Source organism: Streptomyces sp. NPDC054796, assembly GCF_053611545.1.
In genome coordinates this window covers 1-18670 of sequence record NZ_JBSHAO010000074.1, presented here as the reverse complement: position 1 = coordinate 18670, position 18670 = coordinate 1, and the positions used below count along the sequence as shown (strand labels likewise).

At 71.4% G+C, this 18670-nt stretch carries 17 protein-coding genes; 12 read left to right on the top strand and 5 right to left on the bottom strand.

The genetic code is table 11. The annotated features are described in order from the left end of the window. Nucleotides 1-34 precede the first annotated feature (34 nt). Both ACWGJ2_RS36155 and ACWGJ2_RS36150 read right to left on the bottom strand, forming a co-directional pair. Nucleotides 35-1594, bottom strand: coding sequence for an ABC transporter substrate-binding protein (locus ACWGJ2_RS36155; RefSeq protein WP_453350605.1), 1560 nt, complete (start codon nt 1592-1594; stop codon nt 35-37). Next, nucleotides 1591-3591, bottom strand: coding sequence for an ATP-binding protein (locus ACWGJ2_RS36150; RefSeq protein WP_453350604.1), 2001 nt, complete (start codon nt 3589-3591; stop codon nt 1591-1593). Before ACWGJ2_RS36150 ends, ACWGJ2_RS36155 begins: the two co-directional genes overlap by 4 nt. Nucleotides 3592-3802: 211 nt before the next feature. On the opposite strand from ACWGJ2_RS36150, the gene ACWGJ2_RS36145 reads away from it, so the two are divergent. From ACWGJ2_RS36145 to ACWGJ2_RS36120, 6 genes are all read left to right on the top strand, one after another. Further along, nucleotides 3803-4045 carry an acyl carrier protein gene (locus ACWGJ2_RS36145; protein ID WP_453350603.1) on the top strand — a complete coding sequence of 81 codons (243 nt, stop codon included), beginning with the start codon at nt 3803-3805 and terminating at the stop codon, nt 4043-4045. Beyond that, on the top strand, nt 4042-5262 hold the full coding sequence (locus tag ACWGJ2_RS36140) for a beta-ketoacyl-[acyl-carrier-protein] synthase family protein (protein ID WP_453350602.1): 1221 nt from the start codon (nt 4042-4044) through the stop codon (nt 5260-5262). The genes ACWGJ2_RS36145 and ACWGJ2_RS36140 overlap by 4 nt, the downstream gene beginning before the upstream one ends. 25 nt (nt 5263-5287) lie before the next feature. Beyond that, the gene (locus ACWGJ2_RS36135; protein ID WP_453350601.1) at nt 5288-6466 is read left to right on the top strand and encodes a beta-ketoacyl synthase N-terminal-like domain-containing protein; all 1179 of its coding nucleotides are present in this window, start codon (nt 5288-5290) and stop codon (nt 6464-6466) included. Further along, complete coding sequence (locus ACWGJ2_RS36130; RefSeq protein WP_453350600.1) at nt 6466-7251, top strand: hypothetical protein; 786 nt, start codon at nt 6466-6468, stop codon at nt 7249-7251. Before ACWGJ2_RS36135 ends, ACWGJ2_RS36130 begins: the two co-directional genes overlap by 1 nt. Next, the gene (locus ACWGJ2_RS36125) at nt 7248-7559 is read left to right on the top strand and encodes a putative quinol monooxygenase (protein ID WP_453350599.1); all 312 of its coding nucleotides are present in this window, start codon (nt 7248-7250) and stop codon (nt 7557-7559) included. Before ACWGJ2_RS36130 ends, ACWGJ2_RS36125 begins: the two co-directional genes overlap by 4 nt. Nucleotides 7560-7652: 93 nt before the next feature. After that, nucleotides 7653-8876, top strand: coding sequence for an FAD binding domain-containing protein (locus ACWGJ2_RS36120; protein ID WP_453350598.1), 1224 nt, complete (start codon nt 7653-7655; stop codon nt 8874-8876). A 25-nt stretch (nt 8877-8901) separates the two neighbouring features. On the opposite strand, the gene ACWGJ2_RS36115 is transcribed toward ACWGJ2_RS36120, so the two are convergent. Continuing rightward, the gene (locus tag ACWGJ2_RS36115; RefSeq protein ID WP_453350597.1) at nt 8902-9222 is read right to left on the bottom strand and encodes a helix-turn-helix domain-containing protein; all 321 of its coding nucleotides are present in this window, start codon (nt 9220-9222) and stop codon (nt 8902-8904) included. Nucleotides 9223-9609: 387 nt separating this feature from the next. Between ACWGJ2_RS36115 and ACWGJ2_RS36110 the strand changes: the two genes are divergently transcribed. The 3 genes from ACWGJ2_RS36110 (at nt 9610) to ACWGJ2_RS36100 (ending at nt 12354) form a co-directional block, all read left to right on the top strand. Beyond that, a complete protein-coding gene (locus tag ACWGJ2_RS36110; RefSeq protein ID WP_453350596.1) occupies nt 9610-10719 on the top strand; it encodes a terpene synthase family protein in 1110 nt (369 codons plus the stop codon). A 193-nt stretch (nt 10720-10912) separates the two neighbouring features. Next, nucleotides 10913-12112, top strand: coding sequence for a cytochrome P450 (locus tag ACWGJ2_RS36105; protein WP_453350595.1), 1200 nt, complete (start codon nt 10913-10915; stop codon nt 12110-12112). Next, a complete protein-coding gene (locus tag ACWGJ2_RS36100) occupies nt 12109-12354 on the top strand; it encodes a ferredoxin (RefSeq protein ID WP_453350594.1) in 246 nt (81 codons plus the stop codon). The genes ACWGJ2_RS36105 and ACWGJ2_RS36100 overlap by 4 nt, the downstream gene beginning before the upstream one ends. Before the next feature lie 29 nt (nt 12355-12383). On the opposite strand, the gene ACWGJ2_RS36095 is transcribed toward ACWGJ2_RS36100, so the two are convergent. Further along, nucleotides 12384-12992, bottom strand: a complete 609-nt coding sequence (locus ACWGJ2_RS36095) for a TetR-like C-terminal domain-containing protein (RefSeq protein ID WP_453350593.1) — start codon at nt 12990-12992, stop codon at nt 12384-12386. 98 nt (nt 12993-13090) lie between these two features. Here ACWGJ2_RS36095 and ACWGJ2_RS36090 point away from each other — a divergent pair, with 98 nt between their 5' ends. Further along, complete coding sequence (locus ACWGJ2_RS36090) at nt 13091-14368, top strand: MFS transporter (RefSeq protein ID WP_453350592.1); 1278 nt, start codon at nt 13091-13093, stop codon at nt 14366-14368. Nucleotides 14369-14440: 72 nt separating this feature from the next. Further along, the gene (locus tag ACWGJ2_RS36085; protein ID WP_453350591.1) at nt 14441-15244 is read left to right on the top strand and encodes an alpha/beta fold hydrolase; all 804 of its coding nucleotides are present in this window, start codon (nt 14441-14443) and stop codon (nt 15242-15244) included. A 40-nt stretch (nt 15245-15284) separates the two neighbouring features. Here ACWGJ2_RS36085 and ACWGJ2_RS36080 read toward each other — a convergent pair whose 3' ends face one another. Continuing rightward, the gene (locus ACWGJ2_RS36080) at nt 15285-16631 is read right to left on the bottom strand and encodes a PucR family transcriptional regulator (protein ID WP_453350621.1); all 1347 of its coding nucleotides are present in this window, start codon (nt 16629-16631) and stop codon (nt 15285-15287) included. A gap of 634 nt (nt 16632-17265) precedes the next feature. On the opposite strand from ACWGJ2_RS36080, the gene ACWGJ2_RS36075 reads away from it, so the two are divergent. After that, nucleotides 17266-18525: a lytic transglycosylase domain-containing protein gene (locus ACWGJ2_RS36075; protein ID WP_453350590.1), complete on the top strand. Its 1260-nt coding sequence runs from the start codon at nt 17266-17268 to the stop codon at nt 18523-18525. Nucleotides 18526-18670 lie beyond the last annotated feature (145 nt).

The following is an 18670-nucleotide window of genomic DNA, read 5'->3' as shown; positions in this document are numbered from 1 at the left end:
GCACAGGTGACGCGTCACCCGTCACGTCACACGTTCAGGGCCAGAGCGTGTCCCGGTAGGTGTAGTGGTGTCCGGGTTCCGGGCGCAGCTCCACCAGCGGGACCGCCCTGTCGCGTGGCCGCCCCCTGGAGTCGAAGGCGATCTCGCCGCTGAGGCCGTGCACGGGGCCGCCCTGACCCTGCCCGAGCTGGAGCAGCATGTTGTGCACCGCCGCCTCGTCCACGCCCTCGTCCCCCGCGGGCCCGGCCGCGTTGCGGACGGCCTTGGCCAGCGCGTAGACGGCGTCGTAGCCCATCATCGCCTGGCCGCTGCCCAGTTCCACCTGCGGCCTTCCGCCGAAGGCACCGGTGTAGCGGCGCTCGAAGTCGGGGTACGGGTCGTCCCTGTCGTAGATGTCCGCGGGTGCGGAGGGGTGGGCGTAGGCGGTGTAGAGGACGGTGAGCCCCTCGCGCTTCTCCCAGGTGCCGAGCAGATCGCCCTCGGCCGCCGGGGCCGGTTCTCCCGGCTGCTCGAAGAAGACGCCAACGGAGCTGGACCCGGACAGTACGGTGAGGTCGCAGTCGGCGTGGCGCGGGTCGGCCAGGGCCTCGATGAACAGCTTCAGCTCCCTGCCGCGTCCCGCGAAGTAGACGGCGTCCAGGGGGTGTTCGGGGCGGCAGACGCGGTCGGCGTAGGACGCGAGCGCGGTGGCCGCCGAGTCGGTTCCGGAGACGAAGGGGAGGCCGTCGGGGGTCTCGGGGGCGATGTCCGCCTTCTTGAGGCTTTCCCGGAAGTAGCGCGAGAGGTCGTGCGCGTACTCCTCCTTCTCGCGGTTGTCCACGACGAGGTCGATGCGCAGGTCCTTGTCCTCGCGACGCCGCTCGCGCACCCACTCGGCGGCGGCCGCCGCCTGGTCCGACGTCGTGGAGGCCACCCGGAAGAACATGGGGCGCACGGTGGACAGTGACTCGGCGGCGACCGTCGAGCCGACCATCGGCACCCCCTTCTCGCGCAGTGCCGCGACGGCCAGTTCGGTGGTCTTCACGCTCTGCCCGAAGCCCGCGACACCCACCAGCCGCTCCTTCGGATCGTCCGCCATGGCGCCGAGCGTGCGCACCATGGGCCTCCACTGCTCCCCGCCCTGGCCGCTGTTGGCCAGCAGCAGCTTGATCTTGGGGGTGCGGCCCTCGCCGCCGGTGTGGTTGAACTTCATCTGGGCCAGATAGGCGCCTTCCAGTGACTGGCGCACCACGTCAGCGCCCCGGTCGTTCGCCGCCTTCCAGTCCCCGCGCCGTGTCATCGGCTCGGTGTAGGCGACGGCGACCCAGTCCCCCGACTTCTCGGCCTTCGCGTTCTCCGCGCGGATCTTCCTGGTGACCTCGCGCAGTTCCCTGCTGAACACGTAAGCGCCGTCGGTCACACCCACGCACTCGGCGCCCTTGCCGCGCTTGGTCACTCCGGGCGCGCAGTGCAGGTCGGGCTTCGCCGGAGGCTCGGGGAACACGCACTGGCGGACGGTCACGGCGATGACCGCCAGGCAGACGAGCGCGCCGAGCAGCCGCCACAGGGGCCGCCAGCGCGAGGGGTAGCGGGAGGGCGGCGGTCCGTCGCTCACCAGGGTCTCCTCTCGTACTGGACGGCCTTGGCGCCCAGCACTCCGTTCCAGGTGCCGCCCGCAGAGTAGGCGAGGGTGCGGAAGCGGCCCGCGATCTCACCGTTCAGTTCGCGCAGGGGGTCGCCCAGGGGCATGCGGTACGGGTCGCCGACGCGGTCGGTGGCCGGGTCCTGGGGCGGCTCGGGGCAGATCCAGGAGGCCGCGAGGAGCCGGGTCACGGTGCGCAGCCTGCCGTCGACGGGGCCGCGGTTGAGGTGTCCGACGAGGCGTTCGTAGTGGTCGGAGGGTGTCTCGTCGTGGGCGTCCTCACGGCGCGGCGCGCGGCGCAGTCTGCACAGCCGGGAGCACCAGCGGTGTGGTGTCTCCTCGCCGTTGTCGAAGCGGTCGTTGAGGTAGGCGGCGGCGTAGGGCACATCGCCGAGGGCGAGTGCGTGGTACGCGGCCATACCGGGCCTGCCCACCTCCTCGGCCCAGTCGCGCAGCGCCGTGTGCACCGTGTCCCAGGTGAAGTCCTCGGCTGGGCCCGTCTCGGCGAGCTTGCGCAGCAGCAGGAAGCGGAGCATCGGGTGCAGCACCTGTACGGGGCCGTCGGCCTCCGGGTCGCCGGTGCTGACGTGCATGGTGTGCAGGGGGTTCTGGGCGAAGTTGCCGTACTCGGCGCGGGTGCCCGCGTAGGGCTCGGTCCACAGGCGGGGCACCACGGCGGCGTGTTCCAGGCCGATGGCGGCCGAGCCGCGGACGAGTGCCGCTCTGAGCTGGTCGCCGGTCTCCCTCGGCAGCAGCCGCTGGAGCAGTTCGTCGACGAGCCCTGTCTTGGGGTCCCAGATCCGCCGCAGCCTGTGGTCCCAGGGGCCGCCCTCGCGGCGCAGCGCGGCGAAGATCCTGTCGGTGGCGGCCGGGTGACCACGCGTCAGCTCGTGCACGGCCCAGCCGAGCCACCCGGGTGCGTTGTCCTGGTCGGGCCTGGGCCCTGGGATCGTCTTGATGAAGTCGGTGGCCTGCGCGACGGCTTCGCGCCGGTGGAGGTTGCGCAGCTGGCCGACGCCGAGCCCGTCGTCCACGGGCTTCTCGGGGAAGGCGCGCTCCTGGTCGGGCCAGGGGGCGAGGAGGGGTGCGCCCGGCGCCACGAGGTCGCCGAGGGGCTCGGGGTAGCTGCCCGCGGTGGCGGTGACGACGAGGGGGTCGGGTGCCGTGTCCGTCCTGGCCTCCAGGAGCTGGGAGAGGAACCTGTCGCCGAGGGTGCTGTCGACGTTGTCGAGCAGCACCAGGCAGCGGGTGGGCGGGGGCATCGCCATCGGCACCTTGCGGTAGGCGTGGCGCAGGCCGTTCAGGAAGAGCTTCAGCAGTTCGACCTCGATGTCCCAGCGTTCGCGCGGATCGTCGCCGCTGAAGCGCTGTTGCAGATCGAGCAGGCCGTCGCGTACCCCCACCCACGGTGTGCCGCTGAGCCAGTCCCTGAGCACGCGCGAGATGCGCCAGCGCATCCAGGCGCGCCGTCCCAGCGGCGCGAGGTGGAGCGCGGCCCGCACGGGTGCGGGTGCGCCGAGTGCTTCGACGGCCGCGGTGATCCCGTCGAGCCCGGTGGGCGGCGGCCCGGTCAGCTTGTCCATGATCGCCGCTGTGACGGTGGCGGGCGGTGCCTCGCCGTCCATCCGTACGGTGGCGGCGGTCGCGAGCACGAAGTACGCGGGCAGTGCGATACGGGGGAAGCCCGCGCGGTGCGGCACCATCCGGCTGGCGAGAGCGTGTGTCACCGCGAAGGGTGTGCTGCCCTCGCGGCTGAGCTGCGCGAGGTCGAGACGGGCGACCGGTATGCCGCCGACCTTGTCCTGGAGGTGTTCCAGGAACGTGGTCTTGCCGCTGCCCCGCGCGCCGAGCAGCAGGGTGACGGGCCGCTGTTCACTGAGCGGGAAGGTGAACGAGAGCCGGGAGACGACGTGTCCGGCCATCGCCCTGTCCCGTTCCGAACGGCCTTCCCACTTGGTCTCCCCCGACACCGTTCACTCCCCGCGGCTCGCTGACGCCCACGCCTTTGTGGGCTTCCTTATGGTCGCCCCAACGAGGGCCGTCGGCAGGCGTTTTGACAAAGAGTCATGCGGGGTCGGTATGTCCGGGCCGCTCCACGAGTAGTCCGTTGGTGCTACCTCTCCCAGGGCCCTGCGAAGAGACGATGGCCAGGCCGTCCGCGCTCAACGGAGTATGGAAATCATGGAAAAGCTGGAGAGCGTCATCATCGACATGGTCGCCGAACGCTTCAAGATCGAGAAGGAGAAAGTACAGCCCGCGAGCACCTTCCAGGACCTGGAGATCGATTCGCTCGCCGTCGTCGAGTTCGGCCTCCACCTCCAGGAGACCTTCGACGTCGCCGTGGAGGAGGACGATTTCACGGCCGACATGGACATCCGCGCCGTCGCCGAGGTGCTTTCCGCCAAGGGAGCGGTAGCAGCGTGAAAGACCATCATGCCGCCGTCACCGGCATCGGCCTGGTGACCCCTGCCGGAATCGGTACGGAGAGCACATGGGACGGGATCCTCTCCGGACGTTCCAGCGCGTCGCCCGACCCGGAGCTGAAGGACCTTCCCGTCGACTTCTCGTGCCGCGTTCCGGACTTCGACGAGGACGAGGAGTTCGGGGCACAGGCACCGAATCTGGACCGCTGTGCGCAGCTCGGCCTCCTCGCCGCCCGGGAAGCGGTCGCCGGGGCACGGCTGGACACCTCGGGTGTCGACCCGTCGCGCATCGGGGTGGTCCTGGGCTCCGGGATGGGCGGGCTGCACACCTGGGAGACGCAGCACGACAGGTTCCAGCACTCCGGCCACCGTGCCGTCTCACCGTTCACGGTCCCCATGTTCCTGCCCAACATGGTGGCGGGACAGATCGCCATCGACCAGGGGTTCCACGGCCCGAACCTGGGGACCGTCACGGCCTGTGCCGCCGGTGCCACCGCTATCGGCACGGCCCTGGACCTGTTGCGTGCCGATCGCTGCGACATCGTCGTCGCGGGCGGTACCGAGGCACCGCTCACGAGGCTGTGCGTCACGGCTTTCGCCCGCACGAGGGCCCTGTCCCGGCGCACGGACGTACCGCACGGCGCGTCCCGCCCGTTCGACCGCGACCGGGACGGGTTCGTGCTGGCCGAGGGCGCGGGCGTGCTGGTCCTGGAGCGGATGGCGGACGCCGGGGCGCGGGCCGCACCCGTGCGGGGGCGGATCACCGGGTACGGGGCGAGCGGCGACGGCCACCACGCCACAGCGCCGCATCCGGAGGGGCGCGGCGCCGAACAGGCCCTGCGTTCCGCGCTGCGGGACGCAGGAGCCGGACCCGGCGATGTGGACCACGTCAACGCGCACGGTACGTCGACGCGGCGCAACGACAGCATCGAGTCCGCGGTGATCCACCGCGTGTGCGGCGACCGCCCCCCGGTCACCTCCGCGAAGGGCGCCATCGGGCACGCTCTCGGCGCGGCCGGAGCCATCGAGGCCGCGCTGACGGTCCTCGCCGCGGAGCGGCACGTGGTGCCGCCCACCGCCAACCTCGACCAGGCCGATCCGGGGATGGAGATCGACACGGTGCGGGGCGCGGCCCGGCCGCACCGCACCGGCCTCGCGCTGAGCAACTCGTTCGGATTCGGCGGGCACAACGCCGTGCTGGCCGTGGCGGGGACATGAGCCCGGCGTGCTCCGAGGAGGAACAGTGAGCAGGCCCCAGATCACCAGCGTCGGTGTGCTCTCCCCCGCAGGTCACACATGGAAGGAACACTGCGACACCCTCCTGACGGGCAAGTCGCTCGTCGAGGACGCTCCCGCGCAGGGCAGCTTCCCCACACCCGTCCCCGTGGGCGCCAGAGTCCGTGCGTTCCGTCAGCCGGACGGGCGGCCCCGGTACGAGGCACTGGCGATGGACGCCACACGCGAGGCGGTGCTGTCGGCCGGGCTCACCGATGCCGAGCTGCGTGACACCGCCGTGGTCACCGCGACCATCCTGGGCCCCGTCGCCGAGTGGGAGGAGTTCATCGCACACGAGCAGACGGTGCCAGAGGAGTGGTGGCACTTCGCCCACATCGCCGACGCGATCCACGCCGAGTACGGCACGGACGGCCCCGTCCTGAACGTGTCCGTCGCCTGCACGTCGAGTCTCGACGCGCTCGGCATGGCCGCCGACCTGCTGGAGCAGACCGAGACCAGCCGGGTGCTGGTCGTGTCGGCCGAATCCTGTGTCACTCCCTCCGTCCACTCCGCCTTCGCTTCCATCCGCGCCCACACGACCAGGGCCGGACCGCCGGAGAGCCTGCTCGCGCCCCTGTCCGAGGAACGCGACGGCATGGCGCTCGGTGAGGGAGCCGCCGCGGTCCTGCTGGAGACACCCGAAGCGGCGCGCGCCGCGGGCAGGGCGGCACTCGCCGAGATCGGCGGCTGGGCCTCGGTCCAGTCGTCGCACGGGGGCCTCTCGATGAGCCCGGACGGAGCCGAGAGCATCCACGCGGCGCATGCCGCCTTCGCCGCATCCGGCCTCTCCGCCGACGACATCGACGCCGTCGACCTGCACGCCACCTGCACTCCCCTCAACGACAGGGCGGAGGCCGCCGCGTACGCCGCGCTCTTCCCCGACAGGCATCCGCCCGCCACGGCCCAGAAGGGCGCGCTGGGACACTCCATGGGCGCGAGCGGACTGGTCGAGACGGTCGGCGTCGTCGGATTCCTCCAGCGGGGCCTCATGGCCCCCGTGGCGAACACCACCGCGACGACGCTTCAGTACCCGCATGTGAACCTGGTGACCGACACCGCTCTGGGCCACCGGGCCACACATGTCCTCAAGTTCGCCGCGGGCTTCGGCGGCGGCCACACCGCCATCGTGCTGAAGGCGGTGAGGTGATGCTCCTCCCCGTCCGCTGCCGCATCGACGCCGGCCGCTGTCTGCTCCCCCCTGACGCGGCGGCGTTCCCCACGGACCCGTCGGAGTGGGACGGTGTTCCCCGGCCGATCACGCGCGACAGCCATCGCGTCCTGCCCGTCGCCTACACCTCGGCGGCGGCATGCCGGGCGCGCCTGGACGGCACTCCTCCGGACCGCGTCGGCATCTACGTCGCCTCACGGCTCGCGGGCTGCACCACGCTCGTGGACCAGGTCCGTCAGCTCGTCGACGGTGTCGGCCCGGACAGGTGCGGCAGCACCATGGCCCTGAGCTGGTGGCCTTCCCTGCCGGGGCGGCTTTCCTCGCTCCTGCGGTGTTCCGGTCCGGCGAAGGCGTTCTCGGGCCGGGGCAGCGCCTACGGCGAGGCCATGTGGGCCGGCGCCTCAGCGCTCGCCGCGGATGTCATCGACGTCGCGCTGGTCGGCGCCGTGGAGAGCCTGACCGGAGAGAGCGCCGCCTTCGCACCCGGGACGGGGAAACACGAGGGGGCGGTCTTCCACGCGCTCAGCGAAGCCCCGTCCGACGACACCGGCACCGGCACCGTCCGCTGGCGGGTCTCCTGGAACGGGCACCACGTCAGGAACGAACCCGGAACACCGCCGCTCCCGCTGCACTACGCGCAGGAGGTCTTCACGGGCCTGCGGCACGAGCCGCTGCGGGCCCTGCATCTGGGCGGCGGATACCAGCTCCTCCCCGAAGGCACACCCCTGGTCCAGCACCACCGAGAAGAGAGGAAACACCCGTGATCATCGAACAGGTCACCTTCCATGTGCGGCCCGGCAAGGAAGAACAGTTCCTGGCCGAGGCCCGCCCCCACGGCGCCGCGATGCTGAGGGAGCACCACGGCTGCCACGACGTCTTCGTGGGCCAGGACACCGCGGAGCCCGAGCGGATGCTCGCCGTGGTCCAGTGGGAGGCCATGGACGACTACCGGGCGTTCAGTGTGTCCGAGGAGCGGACGGGCTGGCGCGGGCGCGTCGACCCGCTCTTCACCGCGCCCCCGGAGATCCGGTTCTTCGAACGGGACGAGACGTTCGACCGGAAGTACAAGTGACATGACCGGGTCCCTTCACCGGCAGCGGCAGACGGTTCCGGTTCCGGTTCCGCTCGCACTCCGGGCACTCCGAGCACCCCGGAAGAGGAAGGCATGAGCGGCGGCAGGATCGGCATCATCGGCGGCAGCATCGCCGGATGCGCCATGGGGACAGCGCTGCGCCGCGCCGGATACGACACCGAGATCTACGAGCGCAGCACCGGAGAGCTGCGCGACCGGGGGGCGGGCATCGCGATCCCGGGCCCACTGGCCGACAGCATGGCCGACAACGACTACGTCGATGCCGGCTTCCCGGCCGTGACCACGCGGGAGCGGCTGTGGATCGTCCGGGACGGCATGTCGGAGAAGGGCCGCATCGTGTGGCGGCAGCCGAGCCACGGAGTGGCGACCAACTGGTCCGTTCTGTGGCGGAACCTGCGCGACCGCGTCCCCGAGGGCCGATACCACCCGGGCCGTCATACGACCGCTGTCCGCACCCTCCCCGACGGTGTGGAGCTGACGTTCGCCGACGGCGCCAGGCGCACCTTCGACGCGGTGGTCGGCGCTGACGGCTACCGCTCGATCGTCCGGCAGTCCCTGTACCCGGACACGGTGGCGCACCACCCGGAGTATGTGGCCTGGCGTGGCACCGTCACGATGGCCGCCGGAGCGGCCCGCGAACTCGCCGGTCTGATGACCGACGCCTGGGCCACGGTGTGCTTCCCGGGGGGACACGCGGTCTTCTACGTCATTCCCTGTGCGGACGCGTCCGCACAGGGGGCGTCCGGTGCCTGGGACCGCCGGCTGAACTGGGTCATCTACACAAGAGGAGCCGAGTGCGGGCTCGTCCGCCCGCCGGTCTCCCATCACGCCGGAGTGAAGGAGCGCTACGCCCGCCGCTTCCACCGGCTGATGGGCCGCCTTCTGCCCCCTCTGTGGGCCCGTGCCGTCGCCTCCGTCGGCAAGGGGCAGCTCTCGCTGCAACCTGTGTGCGACCTCGCCGTGCCGAGTTACGCGGGAGGCAGGAGGCTGCTCGCGGGCGATGCCGGATGCGTCTCACGCCCGCACGCGAGCAGCGGTGTCACCCGGGCCGTCGAGGACGCCCGGGCGGCGGGGGCAGTCCTCGGCGGCGGGGGCTCGCTGGAGGAGGGCCTGGCGGAGTACGGCGCGGTGCGCGCCGCCGAGGGGGAACGCTGCGTGGACCTCGGCCGGCGGCTGGGACATCACCAGGTCGAACACACCCCGTGCTGGGATTCCATGGACGCGGCCGGCATGGATGCCTGGAGCCGCGAGATCCTGGCGGACCGGACCCACTACCTCTACGGCAACGTGCGTTGAGCCTGCCGGGAGGCGGGCAGATGCCTCAGCGGAACCGCTTCGGCGCGTCTCCGTTCAGGTTCAGGACGTCTCCGTTCAGCCGGGGCTTCGACGCGAGTGCGGCCTTCAGCGCGGCCTGCGTCCTGTCTTCCACATCGAGCTTGAGGAAGATCACCCGCATATGGCTCTTCACCGTGAGTTCGGCGATGCTGAGCCTGCGGGCGATCTTACGGTTCGTGAGTCCTTGCGAGAGGAGGGTCAGTATTTCCGCTTCCCGTTGGGTGAGACTCGCGAACTCCTCCGAAGGACGAGGAGGAGGCGTCGGCGGGGAGGAAGGTAAATTTCCGGTGGGTGACGTGTTGTTCACGCACGGATCGTGTGAGACCGCCAAAAGGTGTTGCCGGAGCCGAGTTATCCGGCCCTGTAGTAATTCAAGCTCCTCGGTCGCCTCTTCAATGTACTTCGGCACTCTTGACCGGCCTGTCGGGTTACCCATGAAAGCTCCAGTCCGCATGAACCGCGTGCCTGCTCTGACTACCCTCCCAGCAGACCCGGAAGCCGACGCCGATGGCCGCGCTGTTGAATGCGGTGAAAGCGGGAGGCGGAATCCGGCGCTGCCGCGTCGCCGACGGAGGCCGCGGGTGCGGGCGTTCACCGTGTTCACGTGACGGGCTGCCGGTGAGGGCTTCCGCCGTACGCGCCGTCACGGTGTGGTGAACGCACCCGTACCCCCGTCGTATCCGAGGACGTTCACATGCCGGACACCACCCTGGAGGCGGCTCCCGCACCTGGCCTGCCTCCCCTGTACTGCCCCTTCGAACTCGCCCGCAGCCCGTACACGGACAGCGTCGAGAGCGAGGCCATCGCGTGGATGGACCACTTCGGCTTCTGCGACTCCGCGGAACGCCGCGACTGGACGCTGAAGACGAACACGCCCGAGTTCTTCGGACGGTGCGCCGCCCGAGCCGGTCATCCGGAGCGCTTCCTCAAGGCCGTGTGCTTCAACTACCTGGCATTCACCCTCGACGACCACTGCGAAACCACGTACACCCGCGGCGGGTCCGGACAGTTCGCCGAGCTGGCGGGGCGCATCATGACCGCGATCGAATGGCCGGACTATCACGTGCCCGCCGGTGCCGACCCGTTCGTCGCGGCGGCACACGACGTGGCGGCGTTCTTCCACCGCGACTGCACTCCCACGCAGGTGACGCGCTGGATCCACGAAGTCAGGAAGCTCCTCTTCGGCGCCCTGTGGCATCTCGGCAACCACCGGCGTGGTGTGCTGCCCTGCCCGGACGACTACCTGGCGATGCGCATTCAGGACGCCGGAGGCGGAATGGTCCTCACCCTCATGGAACTCGTCAACGGCGACGAGATTCCCGAGGCGGAGAAGGATTCCCCGGCCGTGCGGGCAGCCACCGAAGCGGCCTCGGGAACAGCCGCTCTCGACAACGACCTGGTATCCCGCGACAAGGGACTGTTGGAGCCCACAGGAGACCAGGACATGATCAATGTGCTGCGTGCAGCGCACGGCTGCTCTCCCGAGGAAGCGCTGAGGCGCACCGTCGCCGTCCGGGACCGCACCTCGGCGCTGCTTCTCCGGCTGCGGGAGCAGCTCATGCCTCACGCGAGCGATCCGCTGCGGGCCTACCTCACCGGTCTCGGCCACGTGGTGCGAGGAAACCTGGAGTGGAGCTTCGGCGTCCACCGCTACCACTTCATGCGTGAGTCCGGCCCGCCCTCAGGGGAGGGCGACGGCACCCGTCCCGGCTGGGCGGAGCACCCCTCGGACCCCTCACCCGGACCACTGCCCTACCCGAGCGTCGCCTGGTGGTGGAAGCAGCTCGCGCCGGACCGCACGTAGGCCGACGGCATTGCCTTCGTGACCACTCATTGCAACGAGCCGTTGCATTCACTTGCAGCGCCATTGCATCAAAATTGGGGCGCACACCTGGGAGAATGCCCTTGGAACGCCCTGTGATTGATTGACCTCACCCTGAATGCAACGTAGCTTTCGAGCACCTTAAACACGTCATATCGCGAGAAGAGGAATGGTCATGGGTGAGCCCGTCCACACCATCGCAACCCTGCCGACAGAGCGCCGGCCGGGCTGCCCCTTCGACCCTCCGGCCGAGCTCACCGAGGCCCGTCAGCACGCACCCCTCAGCCGCTTCACCCACCCCGGCGGGCAGACCGGCTGGCTGATCACCGGATACGACCTCGTCAGATCGGTCCTGGCCGACCCGCGGTTCAGCTCGCGCAAGGACCTCCTGAACGTGGTCGACTTCGAGGTACCCCCGGCGCCTCCCGGCGAGTTCCTCCTCATGGACGACCCGGAGCACCGCCGCTACCGCAAGCCGCTCGCGGGCAAGTTCACCGTGCGGCGGATGCGGCTGCTCACCGAGCGGATCGAGGAGATCACCGCCGACTGCCTGGACGGCATGGAGAAGGCCGGCCCTACGGTGGACCTGGTGACCGCGTTCGCCAAGCCCATCCCCACCATCGTGATCTGCGAACTGCTGGGCGTGCCGTACGAGGACCGGGGCTCCTTCCAGGAGCAGATCGACACCTTCATGGGCGGGGAGACGAGCGACGAGGAGCTGATAGCGGCCTACACCGCGACCCAGGAGTACCTCGCGAAGCTGGTGACCGCCAAGCGCGCGCACCCCACCGACGACGTGCTCAGCGAACTCACCGACAGCGATCTGACGGACGAGGAGCTGAAGGGCATCAGCCTGGTCCTGCTGGCCGCCGGGTTCGACACCACAGCGAACATGCTCGCCCTCGGCACCTTCGCGCTGCTCCAGAACCCGGAGCAACTGGCCGCGCTGCGCGACGATCCCTCGCTCACCGAGGGCGCCGTGGAGGAGCTGCTGCGGTATCTGAGCGTCGCCAAGACGTTCATGAGGACGGCACTGGAGGACGTCGAGCTGGGCGGCCGGCGCATCGAGGCCGGGACGACGGTCGTCCTGTCGTACCACACCGCCAACCGTGACCCGGAGCGCTTCGCCGATCCCCATGTGCTCGACCTCCGGAGGGAGCAGGACGGGCACCTCGCCTTCAGCCATGGCATCCACCAGTGCCTGGGGCAGCAACTGGCCCGCGTCGAGATGCGGGTCGCGTTCCGCGCGCTGCTCGACCGCTTTCCCACGCTGCGTCTCGCCGTACCGGCCGAGGAGGTCGAGCTGCGCCCGGAGACCGCGGACATCTACGGGGTGAAGAGCCTCCCCGTCACCTGGGACAGGGAGGAGTCGTGACGACACCGCGTCTGCGCGTCGACGTCGACCGTGAGCGCTGCATCGGCGCGGGGATGTGCGCGCTGACGGCCCCCGAGGTCTTCGACCAGGACCTCGACGACGGCCTCGTGCTCCTGCTGGACGCCGAGCCGCCCGCCCCGCGCCGCACGGCCGCGCGCACGGCAGCCGGTGCGTGCCCCGCCGGGGCGATCACGCTCCGGGAGCACGCCCCCGAGGACGAGGACCCGCACCGGCCCGCGTGAGAGGGCACCTTCGCCGGATCCCGTGGCACTCAGTCCGCCAGCAGGTGCGCCACGAGGCCGCGGGTCCAGTCGGGGGTGAGGGGGTCGTCGGTGAAGACGGCCCGGTAGTAGAGGGGAGCGAGCACGGCGTCCGTGGTGCGTTCCGGGCTCGGTGGCTCTTCGCCCCGGGCCCGCTCCCGTTCGAGGATGGCTTCGAGCTGCCGCTGACGTTCCCCGCGGCACGCGGCGGCGCCCTGCTCCCCGCCCGTGCCGATGGTGGCCCGCACCAGGGCGAGGGTGTCCGGGTCGCCGAGGTCCTTCGCGAGATCGGACGCGTAGCGCTCCAGGTCCCCGCGCAGGCTTCCGGTGTCCGGCACCACGATGTCGCCGGAGAAGCGGCTGGTCGCGACGTCGGCGAGCAGTTCGCCGACGGAGCCCCAGCGGCGGTAGACCGTGGTCGCGTGCACGCCGGCGCGGGCGGCCACGACCGGGATGGTCAGTCCTTCGCCGGTCCCGTCGACGACCAGTTCCTCGACGGCCCGGTGGACGGCCGCGCGGACCCGGGCCGACCGGCCGCCCGGGCGGCTGCCAGTGGGACCGCCGGTGTGACTGCCGGACTGACCGCCAGTGGAGGACGGAGGGGATGTCGGAGCGGGCATGCGTCCATTATTGCACTGATCACTGCATTTTTAGCGCAGTGATCGCTGCGTTTGTGGTACGTTCTCACCACTAACGCAACGATCACTGCGAGGTTCGCATGCCTACGGAACTCTCCGCCACCGCACCGTCCACCACCACACCGCCCGCCACCGCAGCGCCCGTCGGCGGTCCGCGCCGCGCGCCACGGAAGGGCGCCTTCCCCTTCGTGGGCGCCGTCCTCGTGCTCTTCCTCGCCGCTTCCAGCGCCCCGTCCCCCCTCTACGTGATCTACCAGCAGCAGTGGCAGTTCACCGCGTGGGTGCTGACCGTCGTCTTCGCCCTCTACGTGTTCGGTCTGCTCGGCTCGCTGCTCGTCGTCGGAGCGCTGTCGGACCATCTCGGCCGACGACCGGTGCTCGCGGCGGCGATCGGGCTGGAGGTGGCCGCGCTCGTCCTGTTCCTGACCGCGGGGAACGTGTTCGTGCTCTCCGCCGCCCGCGTGCTCCAGGGCATCGCGACCGGAGCGGCGACGACAGCGCTGAGCGCCACCCTCGCCGATCTCGAACCGTCACGTGGGCGGGCGGGCGTCGTCACCTCGGTAGCACCCCTGACCGGGCTCGCCCTCGGTGCGCTCGGCAGCGGTGTGCTGGTGGAGTTCGGCCCCGCGCCCACTCGGCTGGTCTACGCCCTGCTGCTCGGCGGAATGCTGCTGGCCGCGGTGGGTGTGGCCCTCCTGCCGGAGACATCGCTCCGCCGCCCCGGGGCCCTCGCCTCCCTGCGCCCGCGCGTCGCGATGCCACCGCACCTGCGCGCCGACATCCTCCCGGTGATACCGGCGATGATCGCCGCCTGGGCCCTGGCCGGGATGTACCTCTCGCTCGGCCCGTCCGTCGCGGCCGAACTGCTGGGGCTGCGGAACCATCTGATCGGCGGCGTCGTCGTGACGCTCCTGGCGGGCACCGGGGCGCTCGCGGTCTTCCTCCTCCGTTCCCGCCCCGCGTCCCGGCTGCTGGCGCCCTCGTCAGCGCTGCTCGGGCTCGGCACCCTGATGTCGCTCGCCGGGGTGACGGAGGACATCCTCCCGCTCGCCGCCGCCGGCACCCTCGTCGCGGGCCTCGGCTTCGGCGCGTCGGTCCTGGCAACGTTCGGCACCTTCGCCCGGGTCGCCGGGCCGCACGAACGCAGCGCGGTCTTCGCCCTGGCCAACGTCATCAGCTACCTGGGGAACAGCGTGCCCGCCGTGCTCGGCGGAATCGCCGTCACCGCGCTGGGGCTGCGCACCGCCACCGGGATCTACGCGCTGGCGATCGTGCTGATCACCTTCGCCGCCCTCCTCCTGCGCCTGAACCGGATACGGGCGCGGCGGCGCCGCGCCGTCGTGGCACCGTGCGGCTGAGTCACCCGCACCGGTTCCCGCACACCGACCGATACATACGGCCCGTCAGCACACCGGACTCACGGAGACACCATGACGACCACCGGCAGGATCAAGAAGAACCGCACGGTTCGGCGAGCGGACCACACGGCGATCCGGTACACGGCCAGCGGCCCGGCCGACGGGCCCGTCCTGGCGCTCGTCCACGGCTGGGCGCGCGACCGCGGCGACTTCGACGCGGTGACCGCCCAGCTGCCCGAGCACCACCGCGTCCTCGCGATCGACCTCGCCGAGCACGGGGAGTCGCGCTCGACGCGGGACGTCTGGACCATGGAGGAGTTCGCGCGCGACGTGTCCGCCGTGCTGGAGGCCGAGTCGGTGGACTCGGCGGTCGTGGCCGGGCACTCCCTCGGCGGCGCTGTCGCCGTCGAGACCGCACGGCTGCTCCCTGACACGGTCACCCATGTGGTCGCACTCGACGCGCTGCACTATCTGTCCCTCTTCCCCGCGCTGAGCGAGGAACGGACCGAGGCGGTGGTGCGCGTGTTCCGCGAGGACTTCGCCCGAGGGGTGCGGGGCCTCGTCGAGGGAGGTTCACCGGCAGGCACCGACCCCGCCCTCGTGGAGGCGTACTTCGAGAAGATGGTCAAGGTCAGGCAGCCGGCGGGGCTGCGTGCCATCGAGGGGCTGGTGCGCTGGGACATGGACGCGGCGCTGCGTGCGACGGCGCAGCCGGTCACGGTGTTCGCCATCCGCGACCTGGTCGCCCGCGAGGCGGTGGACCGCTACGGGGACCGCCTCGACATCGTGCTCACCGACCTCGGCAGCCACCACTTCCCTGTGGAGGCCCCCGAGGCCACGGCGCGGCTGCTGGCCGGGGTGATGCCGTCCTCTTGAGGGCCCCCTGTTGAGGGCGGCCCCTTGAGGGTGTCGCCCGCTACCGGGTGACGTCCTCCGCGTGCCCCGTCAGGGAGGGCGGGGGCTGCGGGGGTCCGGTGTGGTGACCGGCGCGGGGCTCGGTGCGGGTCTCGGTGCGGGTCTCGGTGCGGGGTGACGCGCCCCCGTCGGCGGCGGCGGATCGCGGGGGAAGCGCGGAGCGCTCGCGCAGATGCAGGGCCCGCAGCACCACCTCGGTGGCGAAGCGGTGGTCCCAGTCGTTGAGGAGGTCGCCGAAGGCCCGGTCGAGGCCGCGCAGCCGGTAGCGCACCGTCTGCGGGTGCAGATGCAGCAGCTCCGCCATCCGTACGGCGTTGCCGCGGGTGGCCAGCCACGCCTCCAGTGTCTCGACGAGCCGTTCGCGCTGATTGCTCGTCAGATCGCTGAGCGGGGCGAGCTGGCGCTTGGCGAGCTGGTCGAGCAGCGCGGCGTCGGACTGGAGCCAGAGGGTGATCAGATGGTTCTCGCTGAAGGTGACGGGCCGCTCCTCCAGGACTCCCGACTCGACGAGCCCCAGTGTCTGCCGCGCCCAGCGCAGCGACTGCGCTGCCTCGCCCCTGGCCACGGTGGGGCCCACGGCGAGCCGTATCCCGTCGGGCGCCGCCTCCAGCACGGTGCGCCGGTCGGCGTCCACGGGGCCGGGGATGAGGAAGTGCGGCTCGGCGCCGTCGATGTCGGCGAGCACGTCCCCGGAGAGGGTGCCCCGCTCAGGGCGTGCGTCGGGGCTGACGGCGACGAGGGTGACCTCGTCGGGCAGGGGCCAGCCGGTCTGGTCGGACAGCTCGGCGAGGGAGGCGTGGGCGACGGTGCCGCCCGCGAGGATGAGCTGGAGGAGCCGTCTTCGTAAGATGTCCTGGCCGCCCTCCAGCTCGGCCTTGGCCTCCAGATAGCCCTCCCTGGCGACGCTCACCAGTTCCTCGACGTAGCCGAAGAGCGCGTCGGCGAAGGTGAGGAGGACGGCGGGCGACAGGTTGTAGCGGCGGCCGACCTTCTGCGCGCGGCGCAGCCCGAGCCGGGCCCCGAGCCGGATCGCCGCCTGGAGGCAGTCGAGACTGCGGCCCTCGTACGCCTCGTAACGGCCCAGCCTGCGGCACATCTTGTCGCGCCGTTCGGCCGAGGGCGCCGTGGGCGAGGTGAGCTTGTCGACGAAGGTGACGAGGTTCTGCTCGACGGCGAGCTGGATGGAGCGGCCGTAGGGGCCCGCGAGGACGGGGCCGTACTCGGGGATGGTGCGGCGGATCTCGGTGTAGATCTCCAGCAGGAGGCTGGAGAGTTCGGGGCGCATGATGGCGGCGAACTCGGGCGGGAGCCGCCCCATGGTGCCGAGCTCCCCGCTCAAGCCGCCCATGCTGCTCAGGCCGCCCATGCCGCTCGGGCCGCCCGCACCGGACGTCCCGCCGAGGGCGCCGGGGGTGCCGGGCGCTGCCGGGCCGTCGAAGGTGAGCCCGTTCAGTTCGGTTGCCTCTGTCGCACTGGTCATGCTCTCCCCTTGCTTCCTGGGCACTGGTCGGCTCCGGACGGTGCGGACGTCCGGCCGGGCACGGCCGTGCATGCCGGTGGACCGACGTGGTGCGTCGGCGAAGTGGTGCCGTGGGGGCACCGGGGTGGTGACAGCACTCCGAAATACGGATGACATGTGATGTCCGGTACGCAACATAGGCCAACGCGCCCCGGAACACAGCACCTCGCGCACAGAAAAAAGGCGGTCGTGCTCACCCTCGCATGAGGAGTAGCCAGGGAGATGTTCCGCGCACCCCTGTCCTTGCTCACTTCAGTACAAAGGAATAGCGGTTCCTTGTCGCCGCGCGAACAAGAAATACCCCGGCATTGCGGAGCGGTCCCATTCGGCCGGGGGACGCATTGCACCGCACATTACCCGCTCGTAACGTCGTGCCGCGAAAGATCCGCGCAAGATCCGTGGAACGGCCGCACGACTGCGCATTCCAGGGTGAGGACGAGGCGAGGAAGAGGGAGGTCGGCTCATGACGCGGTACCGGGGACGGCACGCGGCGGCCAGGGGGGTGCGTCGGCGAACGGGCAGGCTGCGCAGGGGAGTCAGCGCCGCCGCGCTGGCCACGGCGGCGATGGCCGCGCTCACCGCCTCGCAGGCACCTGACGGGTTCGGCGACGAGGGAAGCGGCTCCGTACGCGCCGACTCCGCACCCGGCGAGGACGGCGCACGGGACGGTGCGCAGGGCGACGACTCGTACCACACGGAACTCCCGCCCCTGGAGTCCCCGGCGCTCTCTCCGGGCACGCCGGGCTGGTCGCCCGGCGCTGACAGGGCGAGCCAGTCGGGCATCCCCGCGACCGTGCTGGACGCGTACCGGAGGGCCGAGCGGGCACTGGCCGCCTCGGCGCCGGGGTGCGGCCTGCGCTGGGAACTGCTCGCCGCCATCGGCAAGGTGGAGTCGGGGCAGGCACGCGGCGGCGCCGTCGACGCGCACGGCACCACGCTGCGGCCCATCCTCGGGCCGGTGCTCGACGGGAACGGGTTCGCGCGCATCACGGACACCGACGGCGGGCGGTGGGACGGGGACGGCGTGTACGACCGCGCGGTCGGCCCGATGCAGTTCATCCCCTCCACCTGGGCGCGCTGGGGCTCCGACGGCAACGCGGACGGACGCGAGGACCCGGCGAACATCTACGATGCGGCCCTCGCCGCGGGCCGCTATCTGTGCGCGGGCGGCCGGGATCTGACGTCGCGGGCCGGTCTGGAGGCGGCGGTCCTCAGCTACAACGCGTCCCGCGCTTATCTGCGCACGGTGCTGTCCTGGTACGCCTTCTACCGCGAGGGCGTCCGCGAGGTGCCCGACGGGCAGGGGCCGTTGCCGACGTCGGCGGGCGCGGGGAACGAGGAACGGCCCGCCGAACGTCCCCGGGGCGGCAAGGGCTCCGGCGCGCACGAGCGCGGGCACGCGGGCGGGAACGGCGGCGGAGGCGGAGGCGGAGGCAGGGGCGCCGGGTCGGGCGGGAACGGGTCGGGCGGAGGCGGCTCTTCCGGCGGCGGCCCGCAGCGTCCCGGCGACGACTCCCCCGCCCCGAAGCCGCCGAAACCCACCCCCTCGGAGAGCGGGGACCCGGGCAGCCCCGACCCCTCCGAGCCGCCGTGCCCCTCCCCTACGGGCAGCCCCTCGCCCAGCAGCCCGGAGTCCTCTCCGGGCTCGCCCTCGCCGTCCGCCTCCCCCTCGGGAAGCGGCTCGCCCACCGCGTCGCCCTCGCCTGGTGAGACCTGCCGCTGACGGGGGCGAGGGGCGCCGCGCGGCGCGGAACGGAAGGGGCGGCGCTGCCCGCGAGAAGGGGTTTACCCCGGGCGGCGCCCCCCCCCACACGGACTCAAAAACACCCACGCACCCCCCCGACCCCAGGGTCTGTAAAACAAAAGAA

Bases quoted from the DNA above. Each gene is read 5' to 3' on its own strand.
- ACWGJ2_RS36145 (WP_453350603.1), top strand. From the start codon at position 3,803: ATGGAAAAGCTGGAGAGCGTCATCATCGACATGGTCGCCGAACGCTTC.
- ACWGJ2_RS36130 (WP_453350600.1), top strand. From the start codon at position 6,466: ATGCTCCTCCCCGTCCGCTGCCGCATCGACGCCGGCCGCTGTCTGCTC.
- ACWGJ2_RS36120 (WP_453350598.1), top strand. From the start codon at position 7,653: ATGAGCGGCGGCAGGATCGGCATCATCGGCGGCAGCATCGCCGGATGC.
- ACWGJ2_RS36110 (WP_453350596.1), top strand. From the start codon at position 9,610: ATGCCGGACACCACCCTGGAGGCGGCTCCCGCACCTGGCCTGCCTCCC.
- ACWGJ2_RS36105 (WP_453350595.1), top strand. From the start codon at position 10,913: ATGGGTGAGCCCGTCCACACCATCGCAACCCTGCCGACAGAGCGCCGG.
- ACWGJ2_RS36095 (WP_453350593.1), bottom strand. From the start codon at position 12,992: ATGCCCGCTCCGACATCCCCTCCGTCCTCCACTGGCGGTCAGTCCGGC.
- ACWGJ2_RS36090 (WP_453350592.1), top strand. From the start codon at position 13,091: ATGCCTACGGAACTCTCCGCCACCGCACCGTCCACCACCACACCGCCC.
- ACWGJ2_RS36085 (WP_453350591.1), top strand. From the start codon at position 14,441: ATGACGACCACCGGCAGGATCAAGAAGAACCGCACGGTTCGGCGAGCG.
- ACWGJ2_RS36080 (WP_453350621.1), bottom strand. From the start codon at position 16,631: ATGGGCGGCTTGAGCGGGGAGCTCGGCACCATGGGGCGGCTCCCGCCC.
- ACWGJ2_RS36075 (WP_453350590.1), top strand. From the start codon at position 17,266: ATGACGCGGTACCGGGGACGGCACGCGGCGGCCAGGGGGGTGCGTCGG.